Here is a 19,404-nt window from a genome sequence, read left to right on the forward strand (position 1 = left end):
GTGGCCCTCGCTCTTGGCCGGGCCTGGGGGGCTGGGGGGGCGTCCCCCCCCCCCCCCGCCCCGCGCCGCCGCCCCCACTACAGGTAACGCCACAGCCGAGCATGGCTCGGCTCTACCGCTTCTGCTCCCTCCCTTTCGCATAGCGAAGGGGAGGGTTGGGGAGGGGTGCTTCTCGCCCTGGCTGGTAGCGTCCCAGCCGAGCATGGCTCGGCTCTACAGCAGGGTTGCTGCTGCCAGCCCCACGACCGGCAACGCCCACGCCAACGGCGCAATCCAGCGCGGCCGGTAAGGGTACAGCCCGAACGCCAGCAGCAAGCCGGCGAGTGTCATCGCCCCCAGCCACCACACCGGCCCCAGCGCCCAGCCACCGCGCCACACACACAGCGCGAACGCAGCTGTCAGCAGACTCCAGCCCAACCAGCGCCATAGCCGCATACGCGAAACGCTGGCGCCATTTTTGCCGTGCAGCTCCAGCTGATGCTTCTCCATCGCCAACGACAAGGCGGCGAACGCAGCAAACGACAAACCCAGGGCAAGCAGCATCATGCGCTTGCCTCCGCCGCGACTGCGGCCTGTTGCCGGCGCTTCTTCTCGGCAGCGCTCAACGGTGGTTGCCAGTGCTGCATGCGCCAGCCGCAGTAGGCCAGCATCGCGCCGAAGGCGATCATGCACAGGTCGAAGCTGGCCAATACCCAGTCACTGGCGGCAATGCTCGCGCCAAGATGCGCATTCGTGGTCAAGGCGTTGAGCAGGGGGATCAGCGCGAACAAGGCTGCGCCGACATACAGCTGCCAGGCCCACATCATCCGCTTGGGCCAGATGAAAGCCGCCAGCAGGGCAGCGCCCCAGGCCCAGAAGAACACATTGGCCTCTGCCGCCGAACGCTCGGCCAGTTGTACAGGCAGCAGGCGGTTGCCCCAGAAGTAAGCGGCGAAGGCGATCGGCAGACCGGCGACGGCACCAATGTTCAAGGCATCGACCAGGCGCAGGCCGAAACCGGTCTTGCCGGACTTGGCATGCTTGGGCCGCTCCTTCACTGCCCACAGCACCACGCCGCTGGCTACCATCAGGCAGCCGATCAAGCCGGACAGGAAGAACAGCGCACGCAGTCCCCAGTCCGCGAAGCGTGCCAGGTGCAGGCCGTACATCACGCCACGTGTCTGCGTTGCACCACCGGCGCCGGGGCTGGCTTCCAGCAACTGGCCGCTGACTGCGTCATAGCGCAGCGCCGGCGTGTCTATGGACAGGCGTTTGCCATCGCGCTGCTGGATGTCGACAACGGCATTGGCAGCGCCGGGGCGGTACACGGTGAAGCCGGCGATATCTGCGCCGTTCCACTGTTTGCGTGCGCTGTCCATCAATTGCTGGATCGGCACGGGCACCGCCGTGCCTTGCGCCGGTGATTCGACTTCGGCCATGCGCGCGAAGGCTTCACTGAAGAACGCGTCCTCGTCGTTCGGATAGGCCGATTTCACCCCCCACGGCAGGTACAGGAACATCAAGGTGACGATGCCGGTGTAGGTGATCATCGCGTGATACGGCAGCGCCATCACCGCGCTGACGTTGTGGAAATCCAACCACGAACGCAGGCCTTTCTGCGGGCGGAAGGTGAAGAAGTCCTTGAAGATCTTCTTGTGGGTGATGACGCCGGTGATGATCGCCACCAGCATGAACATCGCGCAGAAGCCAACGATATAGCGGGCCCAGATCACCGGGATGTAGTGCAGGTCGAAATGCAGGCGGTAGAAGAAATCACCACCGCGGGTTTCGCGTGCAGTGACTTCGTTGCCGGTATTGGGATCGACGGTGGCGTCACCAAAGCGGCCACCGCCACGACGGCGACGCTTCTCGCCCTCGACTGGCGGTTTGACCATCGATTCCGGGTTGCGCCAGAACATGCGCATCGCCGGGTTGCGGGCATCGGGAAGGGTGACACTCCAGCTCTCGGCCTGCGGTGCCTTGTGCTGCAGGAAGCTGAGCGCGCGGCCAGCGGCATCGTCGGCACTGACCGTGCTGCGCGGCAGCTCGGGCCGCATCCAACGGCTGATCTCCTCGCGGTAATAGCTGGCGGTGCCAGCCATGAAGATCAGCAACAGCAACCAACCGACCAGCAAGCCGGTCCATGTATGCAGCCACGCCATCGATTGGCGGAATCCGTTCTTCATGCGGCAGCTCCCAACCACTGGGTACCCAGCCACAACAGCGCGGTCGGGACCAGGATGCCGACCCAGGCACGCAGCGCGCTACGGGTAGCGAATGCCCACAATGCGGCGCACGCACACAGCACGATGGCGACCAGCATGCCGGTCAGCACGGCCTGGCTGCGGGCGATGGGCAAGGCCACGGCGAAGAACATCGAGCAAGTGGCGGCCAGCGCGTAGCCGCCGACGATGGCGGCAAGCGAGCGCGACAACACGCCCAGCCAGGGGCGTGCGAGGAAACTGCCAAAACGGGTGTACCAGGGGCTGGCGAGAGGCGTGCTGTCCACGGGAACCTGCATAGTCGGATCAATACGGACGCCACCGGCAAAGCCGGTGGCGAGGGATAAGTCGGCCGTCCCTGGCCGCCACTGCGACGCAGTGGTTTCCCTGGAGAAATCAGAGCTTCCAGCGCAGGGTCAGCAGCACATTGCGCGGCTCACCCCAGTACACGCCGTTGTAGAAGCCCACGTTGCTGAAGTACTCCTTGTCCAGCAGGTTGTTGACGTTGAGCTGGGCGCTGAAGTTCTCGTTGAAGCGGTAGCCCGCAGACAGGTTCAGCAGGTAGAACGACTCCTGGGTGATGCGCGCGCTTACGGTTGCGCCACTGGTCAGGTAGTCGGCCGCAGGCTTGCTGCTGTTGCGCCAGATCTCGCTCTGCCAGGTGGCACCGCCGCCAAGCCAGAAGCGGCCTTCGGCACCGCCCGGGCGCCAGCTGGTGTTGAGGCGGAAGGTGTCCACCGGAGTGGTGGTGTTCTGGCGTACGCCTTCCTGGCTGTAGCTGGTGGTATGGGCGAAACCGGCCGACAGGTTCCAGTGCTCGCCCAGGCTGCCCTGTGCTTCCACTTCCCAACCCTTGACCTTGTTGCCCTTGCCGGTGGAGCGGTAAGCGGTGGCGCCACCCGGCAGCGAATTCGGCGGGACGCTGTCGTCTTCCTCGGCGACGTTGTCCTTGACGCCCTTGAACACGGCAGCCGAGGTGTTGAGCAGGCCGTCGAAGAACTCCGCCTTGACGCCGGCTTCCCACATGTCGCCGACGACAGGCTCCAGGTAGTTGTTGTTCTTGTCGCGGTATTCCTGTGGCTGGAATATGTCGGTATAGCTGGCGTAGGCGCTGAAGTACCTGTTGATGTCGTAGATCAGGCCGAAGTACGGGGTAAACGTGTTCTCCGGCTTGTAGCCGCCGCGAGCGGTGCCAGTGCGGTTGCCGGCGGTGTCGTAGGTGTAGCGCCAGCTCTTGGTTTCCCAGGTGCTGTAACGGGCACCGGCGACGGCCAGCAGCGGATCGGCCAGCTGCAGGCGGGCGGCGACATAGGCGGCACGCTGCTTCAATTCGCTTTCCGAACCCAGGTAGCCGTTGCGCACGATCGGCAGTTCGGGAATGTTCCCGGTCCAGTTACGCCAGTCCGGCACCTGCGCGTAGTCACTGGAATAGGCGGGGATGGTGATGGATGGGTTCTCGCCCTTGCGCAGGGACTCGCCCAGACCGAACACCAGTTCGTGCTCGCGGCCGAACAGTTTGAAGTTGCCGCCGACGTTCACGTCGAACACATCCATCGTGCTCTGTTCGGCGAAGTGCGACAGGTAGGCGGTGACGCCGGTGCCATCCGGTCGTGGGAAACCATTGGCGCCGTACCAGACGCTGCCATCGGTCTCACGATCGGCGTGGGTGAAGCTGCCCTTCAATGCCCAGCCGGCGCCGAGCTGCTGCTCGATGCGGGCAAAGCTGGTCTTCTCGACGATGGGCCACTGGCTCCACGAGGCTGACATGTTGGTCGAGCGCGGCAGGTTGGCTGGCTTGCCATCCACACCCCAGTAAGGCACCACGCCCCAGGTCACGCCGGAGGTCTCTGGCGACTGGTACTCGTAGCCCAGCTCAAGCAGGGTGCTGTCGGTGACGTCCGCCTGGATGATGCCGTAGAAGACGTTCTTGTCGAGCTTGTAGACATCGCGGAACGAATCGCTCTGCTGTTTGGCGGCGACCGCGCGGGCGCGGATGCGGCCGTCCCAGGCCACCGGGCCGCCGATGTCGAACTCCATACGCTGGTTGCCCCAGCGACCGAGCGTGAGGTTGGCGCCCATCTGCACGGTGTCGGTGGGGCGCTTGCGCACGAAGCTGATGGTGCCGGACGGATCGCCTGCGCCGGTGGTCAGGCCGGTGGCACCACGGACCACTTCGATGCGCTCATAGATTACGTTGTCGGTATTGGTCTTGATCGACCCACCAAACGTGTTGAGCATGCCATCGACCTGGAAATTGGTGATGTTGTAGCCGCGCGAGACATAGTTGATGCGCTCGCTGTCGGTGACCGAGACATGCACGCCAGTAACCTGGCCCATCACATCGGACAGCGAGAACAGGCCCATGTCGTCCAGGCGCTGGCGGGTGATGACGGTGACCGATTGAGGGGTCTGGCGCAGCGACAGGTCCAGCTTGGTCGCGGTCTTTGCGTGCTTGACGGTATAGGAGTTGGATAGCTCGCCTTCGGCGACAACCTTCACTGCATCCAGTGTAGTTGCACTGTCGGCCGGCGCTTCTGCACGCGCAGAAGCGGGATTGCCAGCGAGAGCCACGGCCAGGGCGGTCGATAGCAGTGAAAGCGAAAGCGGAGTGGTTGCACGGGGGCGATGCATCGGCGTTTCCTGAGTGGCGAAAGTGGTGCGGCCAACAGGGGAATGCCCACGGCTGCGCCACACGACTGGCGTGTGAGGTGCCGGAAAAGGTTTCCCGCGTGCTGCCCGCATGTGCTGCGCGTCGGCCCATTGGCGTCGCGCGGCTTGGTATCTATCGGGGGTACACGGGGCTTGGCGGTGGATGCGGTGCATCGCTGCCGCGAGGGGCTGGGCGTACGGCCTAGTTCGTAACGATAACCATTCTTATTTATGAGGGCAAGCTAAATTGTCTTTTGAAACTGTTGAACTTTCAGGAACGCGATCCTTTTGTTGCTGCGTTGTTCCGCAAAGCGTCAATGAATGGAAGAGGGCGCAGCGAAGAAAATAGCCGCAGTCTCTTGTGGGAGCGGCGTAAGCCGCGAAGCTGACGAAATGGCAAGTTGCTTGTTTGATTGCAATCTGGAAATGCTGGTGCATATGGATCGCGGGAAATACCTCGAGCCGATGGAATGCCAGCTTCGCGGCTTACGCCGCTCCCACAAGAATTACCTGTCCTGCAGCCGTTCTGTCAGAATTTCAGCCAGCCGGTCAGTGCATGCAGCAACAGGCCGATCAAGCCGCCAACGAGGGTGCCGTTGTAGCGGATGTACTGCAGGTCGCGACCGACACTGAGCTCCAACTGCTCCACCAGTTTCTTTTCATCCCATGCCTTCACGGTCTGGGCGATATGGCTGGTGACGCCGCTGCGCAGGCGATTGGTCAGCTTCTCCGCGCCCGCCAGCATGTGCTGGTTCAGCGCGTCGCGCAGGGCCGGATCGTTGCCGATGCTGCTGCCCAGTTTGCCAAGGCTGCGTTCAAGGTGGCCGGCCAGCACCGAATCTTCGCGTGACAGATCGGTGCGCAGATAGTCGTGCACGCGCTGCCACAAACCCTGCACATATTCCTGCACCGCGGGGTGGTCGATCACCTGTTGCTTCAGTGCGTCCACTTTCGCAGCCAAGGCCGGATCGTCGCGCAGGCGGCGGATGTAATCGGCGATCCATGCAGCGTAGTCCTGCCGCAGTGGATGCTCCGGTTGCGACAGGATCGCCTGCAGCTCTTCCAGACCGGCGCGCGCCAGTCTGTCGGCCAGTGAATCGCCAATCTCGTCGATGGGTTTGACCCAGTCCACGGTGCTGGCCAGTTTTGGCCATTCCTTGCGGATGTAGCGCACGATCAAGGCCGAGGCTTGCTGCCGCACCTTGTCGTTGTCCAGCCAATGGGCGATGCGGGTCAGTCCTTCATCGAGCACGCGCTGGTGGCGGTTGTCGGCAGTCAGCAGGCCAAGCAGCTCGCCGGCGGTTCCCGCAGCGTTCCATTGCCGCAGCTGTGCCACCACGAAGCCCTGGATGGAGCGGCGCACGGCAGCTTCATCGAGCAGGTCCAATGCCTGCACCGCCCAGCCGCGTGCCATGCCAGCCAGCATCCTGGCCTGCGCCGGTTGTGCCAGCCATTCGCCCAGGCGGGTGGCCGGGTCGAATACCTTCAGCTTGGCCAGCAGCGCTTCCGGCTCCAGGAAGTGATCGCGGACGAAGACCGCCAGGCTGTCGGCGATGCGTTCCTTGTTGCGCGGAATGATGGCCGTATGCGGGATCGGCAGGTTCAACGGCCGCCGGAACAAGGCCACCACCGCAAACCAGTCCGCCAGAGCGCCCACCGTGGCCGCCTCACAGAACGCGCCAACCCAGGCCCAGATGCCGCGCTCGCCGTTGATGTGGCTGACGATGAAACCGGCCAGCATCGCCAGCAGCATCGCCACGGCGTACAGCTTCAGTCGTCGCAGTTGCGCACGGCGCGGATCGTCCTGGGGGCTCACGGCTTACTCGCTGTCCCTGGCGCTTACCGCCCGGCGGAAGCAGTGGTTGCCGGCAGGGTGTGCCCATTCGCTGGCACGTTGGGGGCCGTCCGCGGTGCTGCTGTCGAACTGCGCGCACAGCTCGTAATGGGTGGCGTCCAAGGTGCGGTAACGGTAGTCGGGCCCACCGGCAGGATCCTTGTAGGTCAGGATCATGCCGGGCTGCGCGACCAGGGCGAGGATGTTGGGCGGCAGTGCATCGTTCTCGCGCCAGTAATTGGTTGCTGCGATTTCCAGCGTGCGCAGATGCGATATGCGTGCATCGTCCAGGCGTTTGAGCCGCTGCTGCGACGGCGAATCGATGACCCAGACACCGGCTGCAATTGCGGCTGCAGTGACGATGCCGGTCGCCCAGAGTACGCGGGTGCCCCAAGCCGTGCGGCTCATGCCTCGACCTCCTCTTGGCGCAGGTCCCACAGGTAATAACCGAACACGGTGCCAGCGATGACGCCGACCACCAGCACCTTGAGCACGAAGCGCAGGCTCAGGTCACCGCTGAGCAGGTTGTATACCAGTGCGGTGAGGTCGCCAATCAACACGGTGGCGGCGACGAACAGGGTCAGATAGGTCAACCAGCGGCGTACCGGCGACAGCCGTTTGATTGGATGCCTGTCCACATCGCGGCTGACGCGGTGGGCAGCGAACACGAATACCGGGAAGGCGATCACCAGCGCCGAGATCGCCCAGCGGATGCCACCACTCAGCCGCACCAGTTGCCAATCGGGATCGGCCGGGTCGGGCAGGGCGTACTGGATCAGCTGGAACAGCAGGCTGCCCAGGTTCCAGGCAAAGAAGTACAAGGTGCTGAACAGCACCAGATAGGCGAAGGCTTCGCGTGCCGACAGCGAGGCGCGTGGGCGCGGCACCGGCAGCGGGAAATCCACATCGGCCCAGCCGTCGAGTACGCCGCTGATCTGCTGTTCGTTCCAGCCGGCGGCCAGCAATGCGCTGCTGACCTGCTGGCGGCTATGCCCGCGCATCAAGGCGTCGCGGACAAAAACTTCAAGTTCGGGGGAGGCCGAGGCCATCACATGCTCCTTGCAGGGATGACCGCAGCCTAGGCGGCCGGCTCAGTGCAATCAAGCGTCGATGGGCTCTTCTGCCTGGGCGGCCAGCATGCGTGCGCGCAGGGCGTCCAGCTCCATGCGCAGGGCCTGGTTCTCGGCGGTGAGCGAAGCCACGCGCTGGCGCAGGGCCTGCACTTCGGCGCTGTCGACGTTACCGTCCAGGCCATCGGCTTCGGCCATGCTCAGCGGCTGTGCGTCGTCATCGGCATCCTCGCGTGCAGCCTTGGGCTTGCGCTTGGCATCGCGCACGCGCTTGGCGGCCTGCTTCAGTTCGTCCTTGCCGCCACGCGCCGCTGCGCGCTGCTCGTCCTCGGGTAGGCTGGCCACGGTCGCCGCGGCGCTGAGTGAGATCGCGCCCACGCGCATCGCCTCGATCACCTCGGCGGTGGCGTGGTCGTGGATCTTCTCGATCATCGTCACCTGGCTGGGGCTCAGCTTGGCTTCGCGGGCCAGGTCGGCCTTGGACAGCTTGGGTGCCGGGTCCCACGGCGGGCTGTCGTTGTCGGTGGTGCTGGGCGCAGCCTCACCTTCGCTCTCGCGGCGCAGCTGTTCCTGCTCGCTGCGGCGGCGGGCTTCCAGGATGTCGCGCTTGCGCAGGGCGAGCACGCCGCGTTGGTAGTCGGAGACGCTGCGACGGCCGAGGTGCTGCTCGATCATCCACAGATGAACGTCGTCCATCGACTTGAAGCGGGTGTTCTGCACGGTGTTGAACGGAATGCCGTGCCTGGAACAGATGCCATAGCGGTTGTGGCCGTCGATCAGCACGTCGCCCCACAGCACCAGTGCGTCGCGGCAACCCTCGGCCAGCAGACTGCGCTCCAGCGCGTCGTGCTCGTCCTGCGTGAGCGGATCGATATAGGCCTTGAGTTCTTCGTTGACGATGATGTCCATGAGCGGTGCCAGAAACGTGGAGCGGCATTGTGAAGCCAGCACGGGCCTGGGCCAACCCTTGTAATTGCGGAAAATAACAGGTCCGTGTCGGCGCCCTACGGTGGCCGGCGTACCATGGCGCCCGGTAGCAACGCCTTCGTCACCGGGAAGAACCACATGAACAGTCCCCAGATCCGTGAGCAGTGGCAGACGCTCGCCGACAGTCTGTCACTGCGCACCCGCGCGTTCATAAATGGCCAGTACGTGGATGCCGCTTCAGGGGCCACGTTTGACTGCGTCAGCCCCATCGACGGGCGCGTGCTGGGGCAGATTGCTGATGGCGGCCAGGTCGACATCGATCATGCCGTGGCGGCGGCACGACGCAGTTTCACTGCAGGTCATTGGGCCGGGTTGAAGCCGGCCAAGCGCAAGCAGGTGCTGCTCAAGCTGGCAGCCTTGGTGGAGGCGCACGCCGATGAGCTCGCCTTGCTGGAAACCCTGGATATGGGTAAACCGGTGGCGCAGGCGCGGCGGGTCGATATGGGGGGTGTGGTCCGCTGCATCCAGTGGACCGCAGAGGCGGTGGACAAGCTCTACGGCGAAGTCGCACCGACCGGTGCCAACGAGCTGGGCTTGATCACCCGCGAGCCACTGGGCATTGTCGGTGCGATCGTGCCGTGGAATTTCCCGCTGCTTATGGCGGCGTGGAAAGTCGCGCCGGCATTGGCGGCGGGCAACTCGGTAGTGCTGAAGCCGTCCGAGAAATCGCCGTTGAGCGCTTTGCGTTTTGCCGAGCTGGTCAGCGAGGCCGGTGTTCCGGATGGTGTGTTCAACGTGGTGCCTGGCAGCGGCAAGGGTGCGGGCGAGCCCTTGGCGCTGCACATGGATGTGGACGGTTTGGTGTTCACCGGCTCCACCGCGGTCGGCAAGCGCTTGCTGCAATGTGCGGGCCTGTCGAACATGAAACGCGCTTACATGGAGTGCGGCGGCAAGAGCCCAAACATCGTGTTTGCCGATGCGCACGATCTGGACAAGGCGGCCGAAGCGACGGCGAGCGCGATCTTCTACAACCAGGGCGAGGTATGCACGGCAGGATCGCGTCTGCTGGTGGAGCGTTCGATAAAGGACGCGTTTGTCGCCAAGGTGATCGAGCATGGCCGGCATATGCAGCCCGCGCATCCGTTCGAGCCGAAGGCGGCAATGGGAGCGATGGTGGACGAAACGCAGACCCAGCGCGTGCTTGGCTACGTGGAGAAAGGCAGCGCGGAAGGCGCGCGGCTACTGCTGGGTGGCAGGCGTGCGGATGTCGTTGCCGGCGGGTGTTACATCGAACCGACGGTGTTTGATGAAGTCAGTCCGCAACAAAGCATCGCCCGCGAGGAGATATTCGGCCCGGTGCTGTCGGTGATCGCATTCGATGGCGAGCAACACGCCTTGCAGTTGGCCAATGACACCGAGTACGGCCTGGCCGCCGGTGTGTGGACGCGCGACATTTCGCGAGCGCATCGTGTTGCACGTGGCCTGCGAGCGGGCAGCGTATGGGTGAACTATTGGGATGGCGGCGACATGACCGCGCCGTTTGGTGGGTACAAGCAATCGGGCAATGGCCGCGACAAGTCCTTGCACGCCTTCGACAAGTACACCGAGATGAAGGCGACCTGGATCAATCTGGAAGGCTGACGCTGCCTCCCCTTGGCTGCGCCAAAGGGGAGGGGCAGTGCACGCAGCCTTGCTCCCTCCCTTTGGCATAAGCCAAGGGGAGGGCTGGAGAGGGGTTGGCTGTTGAGCTTCGGTTGTTGCGTTTGAAGCCTTGCAAGCAACAGCAGAGCTACCCCCTCCCAACCTCCCCCTTGGCTGCGCCAAAGGGGAGGGGCGGTGCATGCAGCCTTGCTCCCTCCCTTTGGCGTACGCCAAGGGGAGGGCTGGGGAGGGGTTGGCTGTTGAGCTTCGGTTGTTGCGTTTGAAGTCTTGCAAGCAACAGCAAAGCTACCCCCTCCCAACCTCCGCCTTGGCTACGCCAAAGGGGGAGGGGCGGTGCATGCAGCTCTGCGCGCTCCCGCTGGCGCAGCCAGGGGGAGGGCGTTTGTTACTCCTTCTCCTGTGCGACCACTGCGCCAGTTGCCGGATCCAGACGCACCTCGACTTTCTCGCCGCTGGCGGTCCTGCCCTTGGCCTTCCACATGCCGTCATCCAGCTTCACATCGCTGACGCCGGTGTAACCCGCACTGGAAAGCTGCGCGCGGATATCCGCCTCGCCCAACTGCGACACGGCCTTGTCCGGGTAAACAGTACCGTTGCGTGGATCAAGCTTCACGTCGACCTTCTTGCCATCGGCACTGGTCGCGTCCGCTTCCCACATACCGTCCTCGAACTTGACGTCCTTGATGTCGGTATAGCCCTGCGACTCCAGGTGCGCGCGCACCTGTGGCGCAGTCAATGCGTCCTGGGCCTGAGCGATGCCACTGCCGGCCAATGTCAGTGCGGCTGCAATCAAAGCGGTACGTAGCGGTCGATTGTTCATTGGTCTGCTCCTTCGGGGTTCATCGCGCTTCTGGCGCGGTATCAACCCTAACCTCGCCAACCTGTATCAATCCGTGAATCGTCGCGGATTCAACGTACGGCAATCGGATGCGGTTAATCGATGTGCACGGGAACGCAAGAAAGTGTTTTCAGAACGTTCATTCCCTTGGCAGAGGATGCCTGGGTCAGTGCGCAACAACAGGCAGCGGTAGTGCCGAGCCATGCTCGGCAAGGGGCCTCGCCCAAGGACTGGCCGCGTGCAGGTTTGTGGGAGCGACGTCAGTCGCGAAGCCGATGCAGCATCTGATCGCAGAGGTGCCTGTCTCTGATGTGATGCATGCTTCGCGGCTTGCGCCGCTCCCACAAGGACTCACCCTGGTTTGTAGTCAGGCGTGTTGAGACGCTCCATCAGGCCTCAGTCATCGCCGCGTTTGCGCAGTTGGCCCGCAAAACGATCCAGCCACTGCGCGAAGCCCTGCAGTACCGCGCCGCCCTTGTCCTTGAGTCCGGCCAGCTCGGCTTCCAGGCGTTCGCGGCGGGTGGATTCGCCCTCGTTGCTGGGCAGCGGTGGCAGGATGTGGGCGAAGTAGGTGTCGCCAAGGAATTTGTGCAGCAAGCGTTCGCCGATGAAGGGTTCGCCGTTGTTCAATGCGCGTGCGCCCTTGAGCAGGTTGCGGATGTCGTACTGCGTGGGGCTGAGGTCGGGTACCTGCTTGGGCAGGTCGAGCAGGCTGTAGACCGCGATGCGCGCGGTGCGTACCGAGCTTTCCATGGTGAACACCACGTCGTTTGCGGTCTCCACGAACTGGCCAACCAGCGCCAGGTTGGTGTTGCCGGCCGGGACCACGTGCGGGCGATCACCCGCCGCGCGCGGCATGAACTGGGCGGTGATGTACGGCATCAGCGCCAGTCGTACCTTGGTGTGCGGGATGATGGCGTCGAGCTGATCGGCAATGCCCAGGTGGTGGCATAGCTCGGCCACGATCTCGCGCCCATTGCACTCGGGCATGGTTTTCTTGACGAAGTTGCCGGGCTGGTCCATCAGCAGCGCGTACACCCACATCACCACCGTGTCCTTGGGTTGGCCGGGGAAATGCGGTTGACGGTTGATGGTGACGCTCAATACCCAGTTCGAATCGGTGAAGGTAATGATGCCGCCGGTGGCGGTGCGGCCTGATGTCGGGTCGTTGACCGAGAGCTCGCGCAGCTTGTCGACCAGCGGCGATGGCTTGCAGGTGAGGGTGGCCGACTCCCACATGGAGCGGTCGATGTCACCACAGAATTTGTCGGGCTTGCCGAATACTGACGAGTGTTTGGCAAGGTTTCGCCACAGGCCCCAGCTGCTGCCTTCGGCCGGGCCGCCGTGGCGCTTCTTCAGTACCGGCACGGTGTCCAGATCGCCGTAAGCGGTGTCCTCGGTCATCGAGCCGGTCAGCGCGATCACCAGGTCACGCGGAGCGACGGTGAGGCGGCCATCGCCGGCGTTGCTGCGTGTACGCAGGGCAGTGACGGTGCGCTGCTCGCCCTGCACATCGAAGTCCATGTCCAGCACCTGGGTGCCGAGCTTCACCTGCACGCCCTTCTCGCGCAGCAGCTTGATCAGCGGGGTGACGAAGGTGTCGTACTGGTTGAACTTGGGAAACACCAGCGTGGACATGTCGCCAAAGCCGTCGATGGCATCAAGGAAACGATGCATGTAGAGCTTCATTTCCAGCAGGCTGTGCCAGTTCTCGAAAGCAAACATCGAGCGGAACAGGAACCAGAAATTGCTGGCAAGGAAGCCTTCGCTGAAATGATCTTCGATGGTCAGGTCATCGAGCTGGTCCTTGCGCTTGAGCAGCAGGCTGACCACTTCCCATTGCTGCTTGCGGTTCAGTCCGAAGCGCGTGAAGTCGGGCAGCACCTGTCCCTGCTTGTGCATCAATCTTGACTTGGACCAGTTCGGGTCGGCGTCGTTGGCCAGCCGGTATTCGTCGAGCACGCTGAAGCCTTCCGGCAGCTCCAGTGCCGGTACGTCCTGGAACATGTCCCAGAGATTGTCGTAGTTCCAGTTCATCTCGCGGCCGCCGCGCACGATGTAGCCGTCCTCGGGGTTGCCGGCGCCATCCAGTGAGCCGCCCTCGATGCCGGCGCCTTCGATGATGGTGATGTTCTCGCCCGGCATATGGCCGTCGCGGATCAGGTAGAAGGCCGCCGCCATGCCGGCGATTCCGCCGCCGACGATCCAGGCTTTGCGCGTCTGGATGCCCTCGGTGGGCAATGGTTTGAAGCGCTGGTAGTTGCCGACCATGTCCGGCGGCGGCAACGTGTTGAGCGGCGTGTTGTGCCAGTAGCGGGCGGTGGCGTCGGCTTCGTGCTCGAAGCGTGGGCTGGATTCAGTCATGAGGTTCTCCGGTCGTGGGGGGAGGTGCACAACGAACCCTCCCAGCCTAATCAGCGTTCGGGCTGGACGGGTTACATATCCGTGAATCGCGGCGCTGCAGGCTGTGATCGTGCGTGAGGCACGGTTGTGGGCTCAGCGGCGGCAACGCGCGCTTTCCTGCAGCAGTGCCGTGCGCAATGCGTCGCGGTCGCGCGCGCTCACTGCGTTCTGGAAATAGCTGACGTCGCGCCGGCTCAGCGTGCAGGGATCGACCTCGTAGCCCGGTGGCCAGAACCCAAGGTAGCTGGCCACACCCTGGATCATCTGTTTCGGGCTCATCTGCGGCTTCAGCCGGAAGTAGCGAGGAACGTGCTGGAAGGCAGGGTCTTGGTTGAGGCGTCGAAATGGTTGCTGGGCGAAGCTGTCGGCGGTCAGTGGGTTGCCGCCGGCGGCGCTTTCGGCAAGGCTCAGATTCAAGGGTGCAGGCGTTGGGGCCGGTGTTTGCGATGAGGCCAGGGGCGGTTGCCGGGTGGGCGAGCGCCGGGAGCGGATACTTGCAGACATTCCACTGCTGGCCGCCAGCGGGGACTTGTGTCCGGCCTGCATGGCCGGTGATGTGGCTGGAGGGGGCGGCAACCAGCGCAGGTTGATGCGCGGTCCGCTGTCGGGCGAGCTCGGCTGACGCGCTTGCAACAGCCATAGCGCAAGGGCTGCATGGACGGCGACGACGGTAATGGCAGCGCTCAGGTGGGCGAGCGGGTGTCGGAAACGTCCGGAAGTGGTCGCCATCGGCAAAGCATCCATGCGGGGGCCGATGCTGTGACCGCCATCTGTGCCAATAGTTTCCCGCTCCCAGGGAAATGACGGCAGCATCGTCAAGCAACGGTGTCGGCTGCAACCAAATGACGGCCGCTGCGGTGCTGCATGGCAGACTGCGGCCATTATTTCCTCTGTTGCGACCATGTCGACCGCCGCCAGCTCCGTTCCCCTGAACTCCCCGCGCCGCGTACTGGCGGCCAGCCTGATCGGCACCACCATCGAGTTCTTTGATTTCTACATCTACGCCACCGCAGCGGTGCTGGTGTTTCCCAAGCTGTTCTTCCCCGACAGCAGCAATGAGGCCGCGCTGCTGCAGTCGTTGGCGACCTTTGCGGTGGCCTTCATCGCGCGGCCGGTGGGTTCGGCGGTGTTCGGGCACTACGGCGACCGGATAGGGCGCAAGGCCACGCTGGTCGCGGCACTGCTGACGATGGGCTTGTCGACGGTGGCGATCGGCCTGCTGCCGACGTACCACGACATCGGTGTGATCGCGCCGTTGCTGCTGGCCTTGTGCCGTTTCGGGCAGGGCCTCGGGCTGGGCGGTGAGTGGGGCGGGGCGGTGTTGCTGGCGACCGAGAACGCGCCGCCGGGCAAGCGCGCCTGGTACGGCATGTTCCCGCAGCTGGGGGCGCCGCTGGGCTTCCTGCTGTCGGCCGGCACCTTCCTGCTGCTGGGGCGGATTCTGGATGATGCCAGTTTCCTGTCCTGGGGCTGGCGCGTGCCGTTTGTCGCCAGTGCGCTGCTGGTGATCGTCGGGCTGTGGGTGCGTTTGAATATCCGCGAGACGCCGGATTTCCAGAAGGCGCTGGACCAGGGCCAGCGCGTGCGCCTGCCAATGCGTGAGGTGCTGGTCAGCCATGGTTTTGCGGTGGTCGTCGGCACCTTGGCGGCGTTCGCCACCTTCGTGCTGTTCTACCTGATGACGGTGTTCACGCTGGGCCATGGTACGTCGGTACTGCGCTATGCGCGCGAGGACTTCCTGATGCTGCAGATGGTCGGCATCCTGTTCTTCGCTGCCGGCATTCCGGTGGCGGCGCTTTACGGCGATCGTCATGGCACGGTCAAGGCGATGTTGTGGGCGACCCTGGGCATCTTCGTGTTCGGCCTGCTGTTCCAGCCCTTGTTCCAGGCCGGGCATCCGTTGCAGGTGTTGCTGTTCCTGTCGCTGGGCCTGTTCCTGATGGGCCTGACCTACGGGCCCTGCGGCACCATGCTGGCCAGCCTGTATCCGGTGCAGGTGCGCTATACCGGGGCATCGCTGTCGTTCAATCTGGCCGGCATCCTTGGCGCAGCACCCGCGCCGTATGCAGCAACCTGGCTGGCGGGGAAATTCGGCATCGCCGCGGTTGGCGGCTACCTGTGCATCACGGCCTTGGCAACGGCATTGGCTTTGCTGGCGATCAGCCGTAGGCAGCGCAAGGGTGCCGCAGGGACGCCGTAAGTCGCGACTACTGCCGGTCCCACACAAGACCGGTGATGTGTGCGCCTTGCGGCGTACCTGCAGCGGTAAAAACGCAGGAACGGCGGGGAGGGGATATCTGGGGGGATGTCTGCAGCCTCGCCGTTCCTGCAAAGCGGTTCAGCGGAACAGGCGCTTCAGCGTGCGTCCCAGCCAGCTGCCTTCCTGATGTTCCCTGGCGAACTGGTTGAGGTGGCGCTTGACGTGCTCGGCATAGGCCTTGTCGTCGCCGCGGATGTGGTTGAACAACCAGCGCGACAACATGTTGCGCAGCTCGTCGGTAACGTCTTCGCCGGACTGGAAGCGCATGCGGTACTCGGAGACGCGCTTGCCGAAGACTTCATGCACACGCTTGTGCGCGGCGCAGAAGGGGTAACCGGCTTCTTCCATCAGCTCTTCTTCGAAGGCGAAGTGCGACATGGTGTAATCCACCAGTTCGTCGATGACTTCAGCCACGGCGACCCGTTCCAGGCTTTTCTGGGCGACGTGGAGGTGGTTGAGCATCTCCACGATGCGCATGTGCTGATGGTCGATGACCTCGACACCTGTATTGAGATCGTCCTGCCAAACCAGTAGTGCCACCGCTGCTTCTCCCCTTTTGCTTTGAGCCGCACTGTAGGGAGTGGGTTTGGCAGGCGCGTTGATCTGGATCAATGCCGGTGTTCAGGCGTTGATCCCGTTCAGATCACAGGCGGGTTTGCTTCAGTGCGTATCAGCGCTGCAGACGCGGTTGCGACCAGCGGCCTTGGCCAGGTACAGCTGGCGGTCGGCTTCGGTGATCAGAGAATGCAGGTTGCCGCTGCGCAAGGGCATGCGGCAGACGCCGATGCTCACCGTCATGCTCAGGACGCTGTCACCGAAAGGCAGCCGCAGGGCCGCTACCGATTGCCGCACTTTCTCGAAGTGCGCAGCACTGGCGGCTGCATCCAGGCCGGAGACCATCAGGCAGAATTCCTCGCCACCAAAGCGCGAGCTGATGTCCTGGCTGCGGGTGTTTGCCTGCAGGACCGAGGCGACGGCGCGGATGGCCTGGTCGCCGGCTTCGTGGCCGAGGCTATCATTGATGTGCTTGAAGTGATCGATATCGACCATGGCCACGGCGACCATGCCGCCGTTGTCGACCGCACTGAGCTGGCGCTGGCTCTGCTCAAGGAAGCTGCGGCGGTTTGGCAGGCCGGTCAGGAAGTCGCGCGTGGCAAGATCCTGCAGCGTGCCGATCAGTTCCAGCTGGTCCACGTTCTGCGAGACGCGACAGAAGAACTCCTCGCGTGAGAACGGCTTGCGCAGGAAGTCGTTGGCACCGTTCTTGAGGAAGCGCGGGATCAGTGACGGGTCCGAATTGCCGGAGATGCCGATCACCGCCACCTTGTCGCGTGCACGCAATGCACGCAGCCGCCGGGTCAATTCCACGCCCTGCATGCCCGGCATTTCCTCATCGACGATGACCAGTCGGATCGCCGGATCGGCCTCGATGGCACGCAGCGCGGAGGCACCGTCATCGGCCTCGATGACGTGGTAGCCGTACATGCTCAGCAGGGCGGAGGCGTAGGCGCGGGCCGACGGTGAGTCATCCACGACCAGGGCGGCGATGCGCCGGTTGCGCTCCATGCGCTGCACCAGCCAGACCAGGTAGTCGATGCTGCCGGGCGTGTTCTTCAACACGTAGTCGATGATCTGCTGTTGCAGCACGCGCTTGCGCAGGTCCTCGTCATAGACGCTGCTGACCACGATGGTTGGCAGCCCGCGATTGACGAAGTACTGCACCACCTGGTCGCGGTCGCCGTCGGCCAGTATCAGTCCGGTCAGGACCAGGAACCAGCCATCCTCGCGATCCAGCAGCTCACCGGCCTCGGCCAGGCTGGAGGCGACGCTGACGGGCAGCTCCAGCCGCTGCTCGATGGCCTCGCGCAGCATCGTGGTGAAGGTGCGCGAGTTCTCCACCAGCAGGATGCGCTGGGGCAGGGGCGCTATCGACGGACTGTCAAAGGCTGCCTGTGGCGTGCTGGCGGTAGTGGCGAGAGTAGGGAGCATCGGAAGGTATAGCGGCCGCGGGCGCAGGAGCTTGAGGCTGTATGTGTGGCCGGGATTCGGGATTGGGGATTGGGGATTCGGGATTGGCAAGCGCTGGTCCTGCACTCACAGTGATCCGCGCTCTTCATCCCCAATCCCCGATCCCCGCCTCACCACAACAGATCGCGCAGCTTGTACCAGGACATCGCCGCCACCAGCATCGGCATGCGCAAAGCCTTGCCGCCGGGGAATACGCCGTGTGGGATGCGCTCGAACACGTCCAGCCGCTGCGCGTGGCCGGCAATCGCGGCGGCGATCACTTCGCCGGCCAGACCGGTGCTGGCGACGCCGTGGCCGGAGAAACCCTGCGCGAAGTACACGTTCGGGGTGATCCGGCCCCAATGCGGCGCACGGTTGCGGGTGATGTCGATATAGCCGCCCCAGACATACTCCATTTCCACGTCGGCCAGCTGCGGGAACACCCGTCGCATGCGCCGGGTCATGCTGGCGCGCAGACCCGGCGGCGGCAATGCCGAGTAATTGGCCTGGCCGCCGAACAGCAGGCGGTGGTCGCGGCTGAGCCGGAAGTAGTCCAGCGCCCAGTTCACGTCGGCCACGGCCATGTCATTGCGGATCAGTGCCTTGGCGCGCTCGGCGCCCAGTGACCGGGTGGCGCCGATATAGGTGCCGACCGGCATCATCCGGGTTTCCAGCTCCGGCGCGATGTCCTGCAGCCAGGCATTGCCGGCCAATACGACGAAGTCCGCATCGACCCGGCCATGGTGGGTGATCAGTGCTGGTTGCGAGCCACGTTCAAGCCGGGTGACCGCGGATTGCTCATGGATGGTGACACCGGCGGCTTCGGCGGCCTGGGCCAGGCCCTGCGCATAGGCCAGCGGATGCAGGTGGCCGCTGGCGGCATCATAGACCGCGCCCAGGTAGCGCTCGCTGGCCAGTTCCTGCTGCAGGCGCGGGCGGTCCCACCATTCCAGCGGATAGTCGTAACGCTGCGCCATGCGCTCGATGTCGTTGCGCAGGGCACGTTCCTGACGCGGCTGGATCGGCACGCTGGCGTGGCCGTCGCGCCAGTCGCAGTCGATGCCGTGTCTGGCGATACGTTGCTTGAGCATGTGCATGCCATCGCGCGAGAAATCAAACAGCAGCCGTGCATCCGCATCGCCAACCAAGGCCTCCAGCGTGTCCTGCTCGCAGCCGTAGCCGACGATGGCCTGGCCGCCGTTGCGGCCTGAGGCGCCCCAGCCGACACGTTCGGCTTCCAGTACGGTGACCTTGTAGCCCTTCTCGGCCAAGGCCAGCGCGGAGGTCAGGCCGGTATAACCGGCACCGAGCACAGCCACGTCGGCACGCGCCTGCCCATGCAAGGGCGCGCGCAGCGGAAGTTCGGGTTGGCTGGCGGCATACCAGCTCGGGGGATATACGGATGCAGCAGCGTCCACGGACATCAGGCCGAATCGGGGGCGGGAAGTGTAACGACCCCAGCGTGTGCGGCGTGCACAGGCCGGTGAAGACTCCGTGCAGTGTGCCTTGCATTACTTGAATGCCGGATGGCACTTGGTTGCCTAATCAGTGGG

At 64.1% G+C, this 19,404-nt stretch carries 16 protein-coding genes; 2 read left to right on the forward strand and 14 right to left on the reverse strand.

Going from position 1 to position 19,404, the window contains the following annotated elements; all coding sequences use genetic code 11:
• Positions 1-213: 213 nt before the first annotated feature.
• The 8 genes from AC1VWL_RS04345 to AC1VWL_RS04380 all read right to left on the reverse strand — a co-directional run bounded on the left by AC1VWL_RS04345 (position 214) and on the right by AC1VWL_RS04380 (position 8,663).
• On the reverse strand, positions 214-546 hold the full coding sequence (locus AC1VWL_RS04345) for a DUF3325 domain-containing protein (RefSeq protein WP_482985891.1): 333 nt from the start codon (positions 544-546) through the stop codon (positions 214-216).
• Positions 543-2,165 (reverse strand): PepSY-associated TM helix domain-containing protein, encoded by a 1,623-nt coding sequence (locus AC1VWL_RS04350; RefSeq protein WP_482985892.1) that lies wholly within the window; start codon positions 2,163-2,165, stop codon positions 543-545. Before AC1VWL_RS04350 ends, AC1VWL_RS04345 begins: the two co-directional genes overlap by 4 nt.
• Complete coding sequence (locus AC1VWL_RS04355) at positions 2,162-2,488, reverse strand: DUF3649 domain-containing protein (RefSeq protein ID WP_481538919.1); 327 nt, start codon at positions 2,486-2,488, stop codon at positions 2,162-2,164. Before AC1VWL_RS04355 ends, AC1VWL_RS04350 begins: the two co-directional genes overlap by 4 nt.
• A gap of 109 nt (positions 2,489-2,597) precedes the next feature.
• Positions 2,598-4,832, reverse strand: a complete 2,235-nt coding sequence (locus AC1VWL_RS04360; protein WP_482985893.1) for a TonB-dependent siderophore receptor — start codon at positions 4,830-4,832, stop codon at positions 2,598-2,600.
• A gap of 547 nt (positions 4,833-5,379) precedes the next feature.
• Positions 5,380-6,666 carry a DUF445 domain-containing protein gene (locus AC1VWL_RS04365; RefSeq protein ID WP_481534470.1) on the reverse strand — a complete coding sequence of 429 codons (1,287 nt, stop codon included), beginning with the start codon at positions 6,664-6,666 and terminating at the stop codon, positions 5,380-5,382.
• Between the two features lie 3 nt (positions 6,667-6,669).
• Positions 6,670-7,092, reverse strand: a complete 423-nt coding sequence (locus AC1VWL_RS04370) for a hypothetical protein (protein WP_481534469.1) — start codon at positions 7,090-7,092, stop codon at positions 6,670-6,672.
• A complete protein-coding gene (locus tag AC1VWL_RS04375; protein ID WP_482985894.1) occupies positions 7,089-7,733 on the reverse strand; it encodes a DUF5671 domain-containing protein in 645 nt (214 codons plus the stop codon). The genes AC1VWL_RS04370 and AC1VWL_RS04375 overlap by 4 nt, the downstream gene beginning before the upstream one ends.
• A gap of 51 nt (positions 7,734-7,784) precedes the next feature.
• A complete protein-coding gene (locus AC1VWL_RS04380; protein WP_481534467.1) occupies positions 7,785-8,663 on the reverse strand; it encodes a ParB N-terminal domain-containing protein in 879 nt (292 codons plus the stop codon).
• A 156-nt stretch (positions 8,664-8,819) separates the two neighbouring features.
• Between AC1VWL_RS04380 and AC1VWL_RS04385 the strand changes: the two genes are divergently transcribed.
• Positions 8,820-10,322 carry an aldehyde dehydrogenase gene (locus AC1VWL_RS04385; RefSeq protein WP_482985895.1) on the forward strand — a complete coding sequence of 501 codons (1,503 nt, stop codon included), beginning with the start codon at positions 8,820-8,822 and terminating at the stop codon, positions 10,320-10,322.
• A gap of 406 nt (positions 10,323-10,728) precedes the next feature.
• Here AC1VWL_RS04385 and AC1VWL_RS04390 read toward each other — a convergent pair whose 3' ends face one another.
• The 3 genes from AC1VWL_RS04390 to AC1VWL_RS04400 form a co-directional block, all read right to left on the reverse strand.
• Positions 10,729-11,163 (reverse strand): PepSY domain-containing protein, encoded by a 435-nt coding sequence (locus AC1VWL_RS04390; protein WP_482985896.1) that lies wholly within the window; start codon positions 11,161-11,163, stop codon positions 10,729-10,731.
• A 414-nt stretch (positions 11,164-11,577) separates the two neighbouring features.
• A complete protein-coding gene (locus AC1VWL_RS04395; RefSeq protein WP_482985897.1) occupies positions 11,578-13,545 on the reverse strand; it encodes an oleate hydratase in 1,968 nt (655 codons plus the stop codon).
• Between the two features lie 132 nt (positions 13,546-13,677).
• Positions 13,678-14,397 (reverse strand): hypothetical protein, encoded by a 720-nt coding sequence (locus tag AC1VWL_RS04400; RefSeq protein WP_482985925.1) that lies wholly within the window; start codon positions 14,395-14,397, stop codon positions 13,678-13,680.
• Positions 14,398-14,485: 88 nt separating this feature from the next.
• On the opposite strand from AC1VWL_RS04400, the gene AC1VWL_RS04405 reads away from it, so the two are divergent.
• The gene (locus AC1VWL_RS04405) at positions 14,486-15,784 is read left to right on the forward strand and encodes an MFS transporter (RefSeq protein ID WP_482985898.1); all 1,299 of its coding nucleotides are present in this window, start codon (positions 14,486-14,488) and stop codon (positions 15,782-15,784) included.
• Positions 15,785-15,922: 138 nt separating this feature from the next.
• Here the strand turns inward: AC1VWL_RS04405 and AC1VWL_RS04410 are convergent, their stop codons facing one another.
• The 3 genes from AC1VWL_RS04410 to AC1VWL_RS04420 form a co-directional block, all read right to left on the reverse strand.
• Entirely contained in the window at positions 15,923-16,384 is a 462-nt protein-coding gene (locus tag AC1VWL_RS04410) for a bacteriohemerythrin (RefSeq protein ID WP_313493651.1), read from the reverse strand.
• A 120-nt stretch (positions 16,385-16,504) separates the two neighbouring features.
• Entirely contained in the window at positions 16,505-17,833 is a 1,329-nt protein-coding gene (locus AC1VWL_RS04415) for a GGDEF domain-containing response regulator (protein ID WP_482985899.1), read from the reverse strand.
• Between the two features lie 149 nt (positions 17,834-17,982).
• Positions 17,983-19,275, reverse strand: coding sequence for an NAD(P)/FAD-dependent oxidoreductase (locus AC1VWL_RS04420; protein ID WP_482985900.1), 1,293 nt, complete (start codon positions 19,273-19,275; stop codon positions 17,983-17,985).
• Between the last annotated feature and the right edge of the window lie 129 nt (positions 19,276-19,404).

The sequence above is a fragment of the Stenotrophomonas sp. STEN063 genome (genome assembly GCF_056854515.1).

Bases quoted from the DNA above. Each gene is read 5' to 3' on its own strand.
- AC1VWL_RS04345 (WP_482985891.1), bottom strand. From the start codon at position 546: ATGATGCTGCTTGCCCTGGGTTTGTCGTTTGCTGCGTTCGCCGCCTTG.
- AC1VWL_RS04350 (WP_482985892.1), bottom strand. From the start codon at position 2,165: ATGAAGAACGGATTCCGCCAATCGATGGCGTGGCTGCATACATGGACC.
- AC1VWL_RS04360 (WP_482985893.1), bottom strand. From the start codon at position 4,832: ATGCATCGCCCCCGTGCAACCACTCCGCTTTCGCTTTCACTGCTATCG.
- AC1VWL_RS04370 (WP_481534469.1), bottom strand. From the start codon at position 7,092: ATGAGCCGCACGGCTTGGGGCACCCGCGTACTCTGGGCGACCGGCATC.
- AC1VWL_RS04375 (WP_482985894.1), bottom strand. From the start codon at position 7,733: ATGGCCTCGGCCTCCCCCGAACTTGAAGTTTTTGTCCGCGACGCCTTG.
- AC1VWL_RS04380 (WP_481534467.1), bottom strand. From the start codon at position 8,663: ATGGACATCATCGTCAACGAAGAACTCAAGGCCTATATCGATCCGCTC.
- AC1VWL_RS04385 (WP_482985895.1), top strand. From the start codon at position 8,820: ATGAACAGTCCCCAGATCCGTGAGCAGTGGCAGACGCTCGCCGACAGT.
- AC1VWL_RS04390 (WP_482985896.1), bottom strand. From the start codon at position 11,163: ATGAACAATCGACCGCTACGTACCGCTTTGATTGCAGCCGCACTGACA.
- AC1VWL_RS04395 (WP_482985897.1), bottom strand. From the start codon at position 13,545: ATGACTGAATCCAGCCCACGCTTCGAGCACGAAGCCGACGCCACCGCC.
- AC1VWL_RS04400 (WP_482985925.1), bottom strand. From the start codon at position 14,397: ATGCTGCCGTCATTTCCCTGGGAGCGGGAAACTATTGGCACAGATGGC.
- AC1VWL_RS04405 (WP_482985898.1), top strand. From the start codon at position 14,486: ATGTCGACCGCCGCCAGCTCCGTTCCCCTGAACTCCCCGCGCCGCGTA.
- AC1VWL_RS04415 (WP_482985899.1), bottom strand. From the start codon at position 17,833: ATGCTCCCTACTCTCGCCACTACCGCCAGCACGCCACAGGCAGCCTTT.
- AC1VWL_RS04420 (WP_482985900.1), bottom strand. From the start codon at position 19,275: ATGTCCGTGGACGCTGCTGCATCCGTATATCCCCCGAGCTGGTATGCC.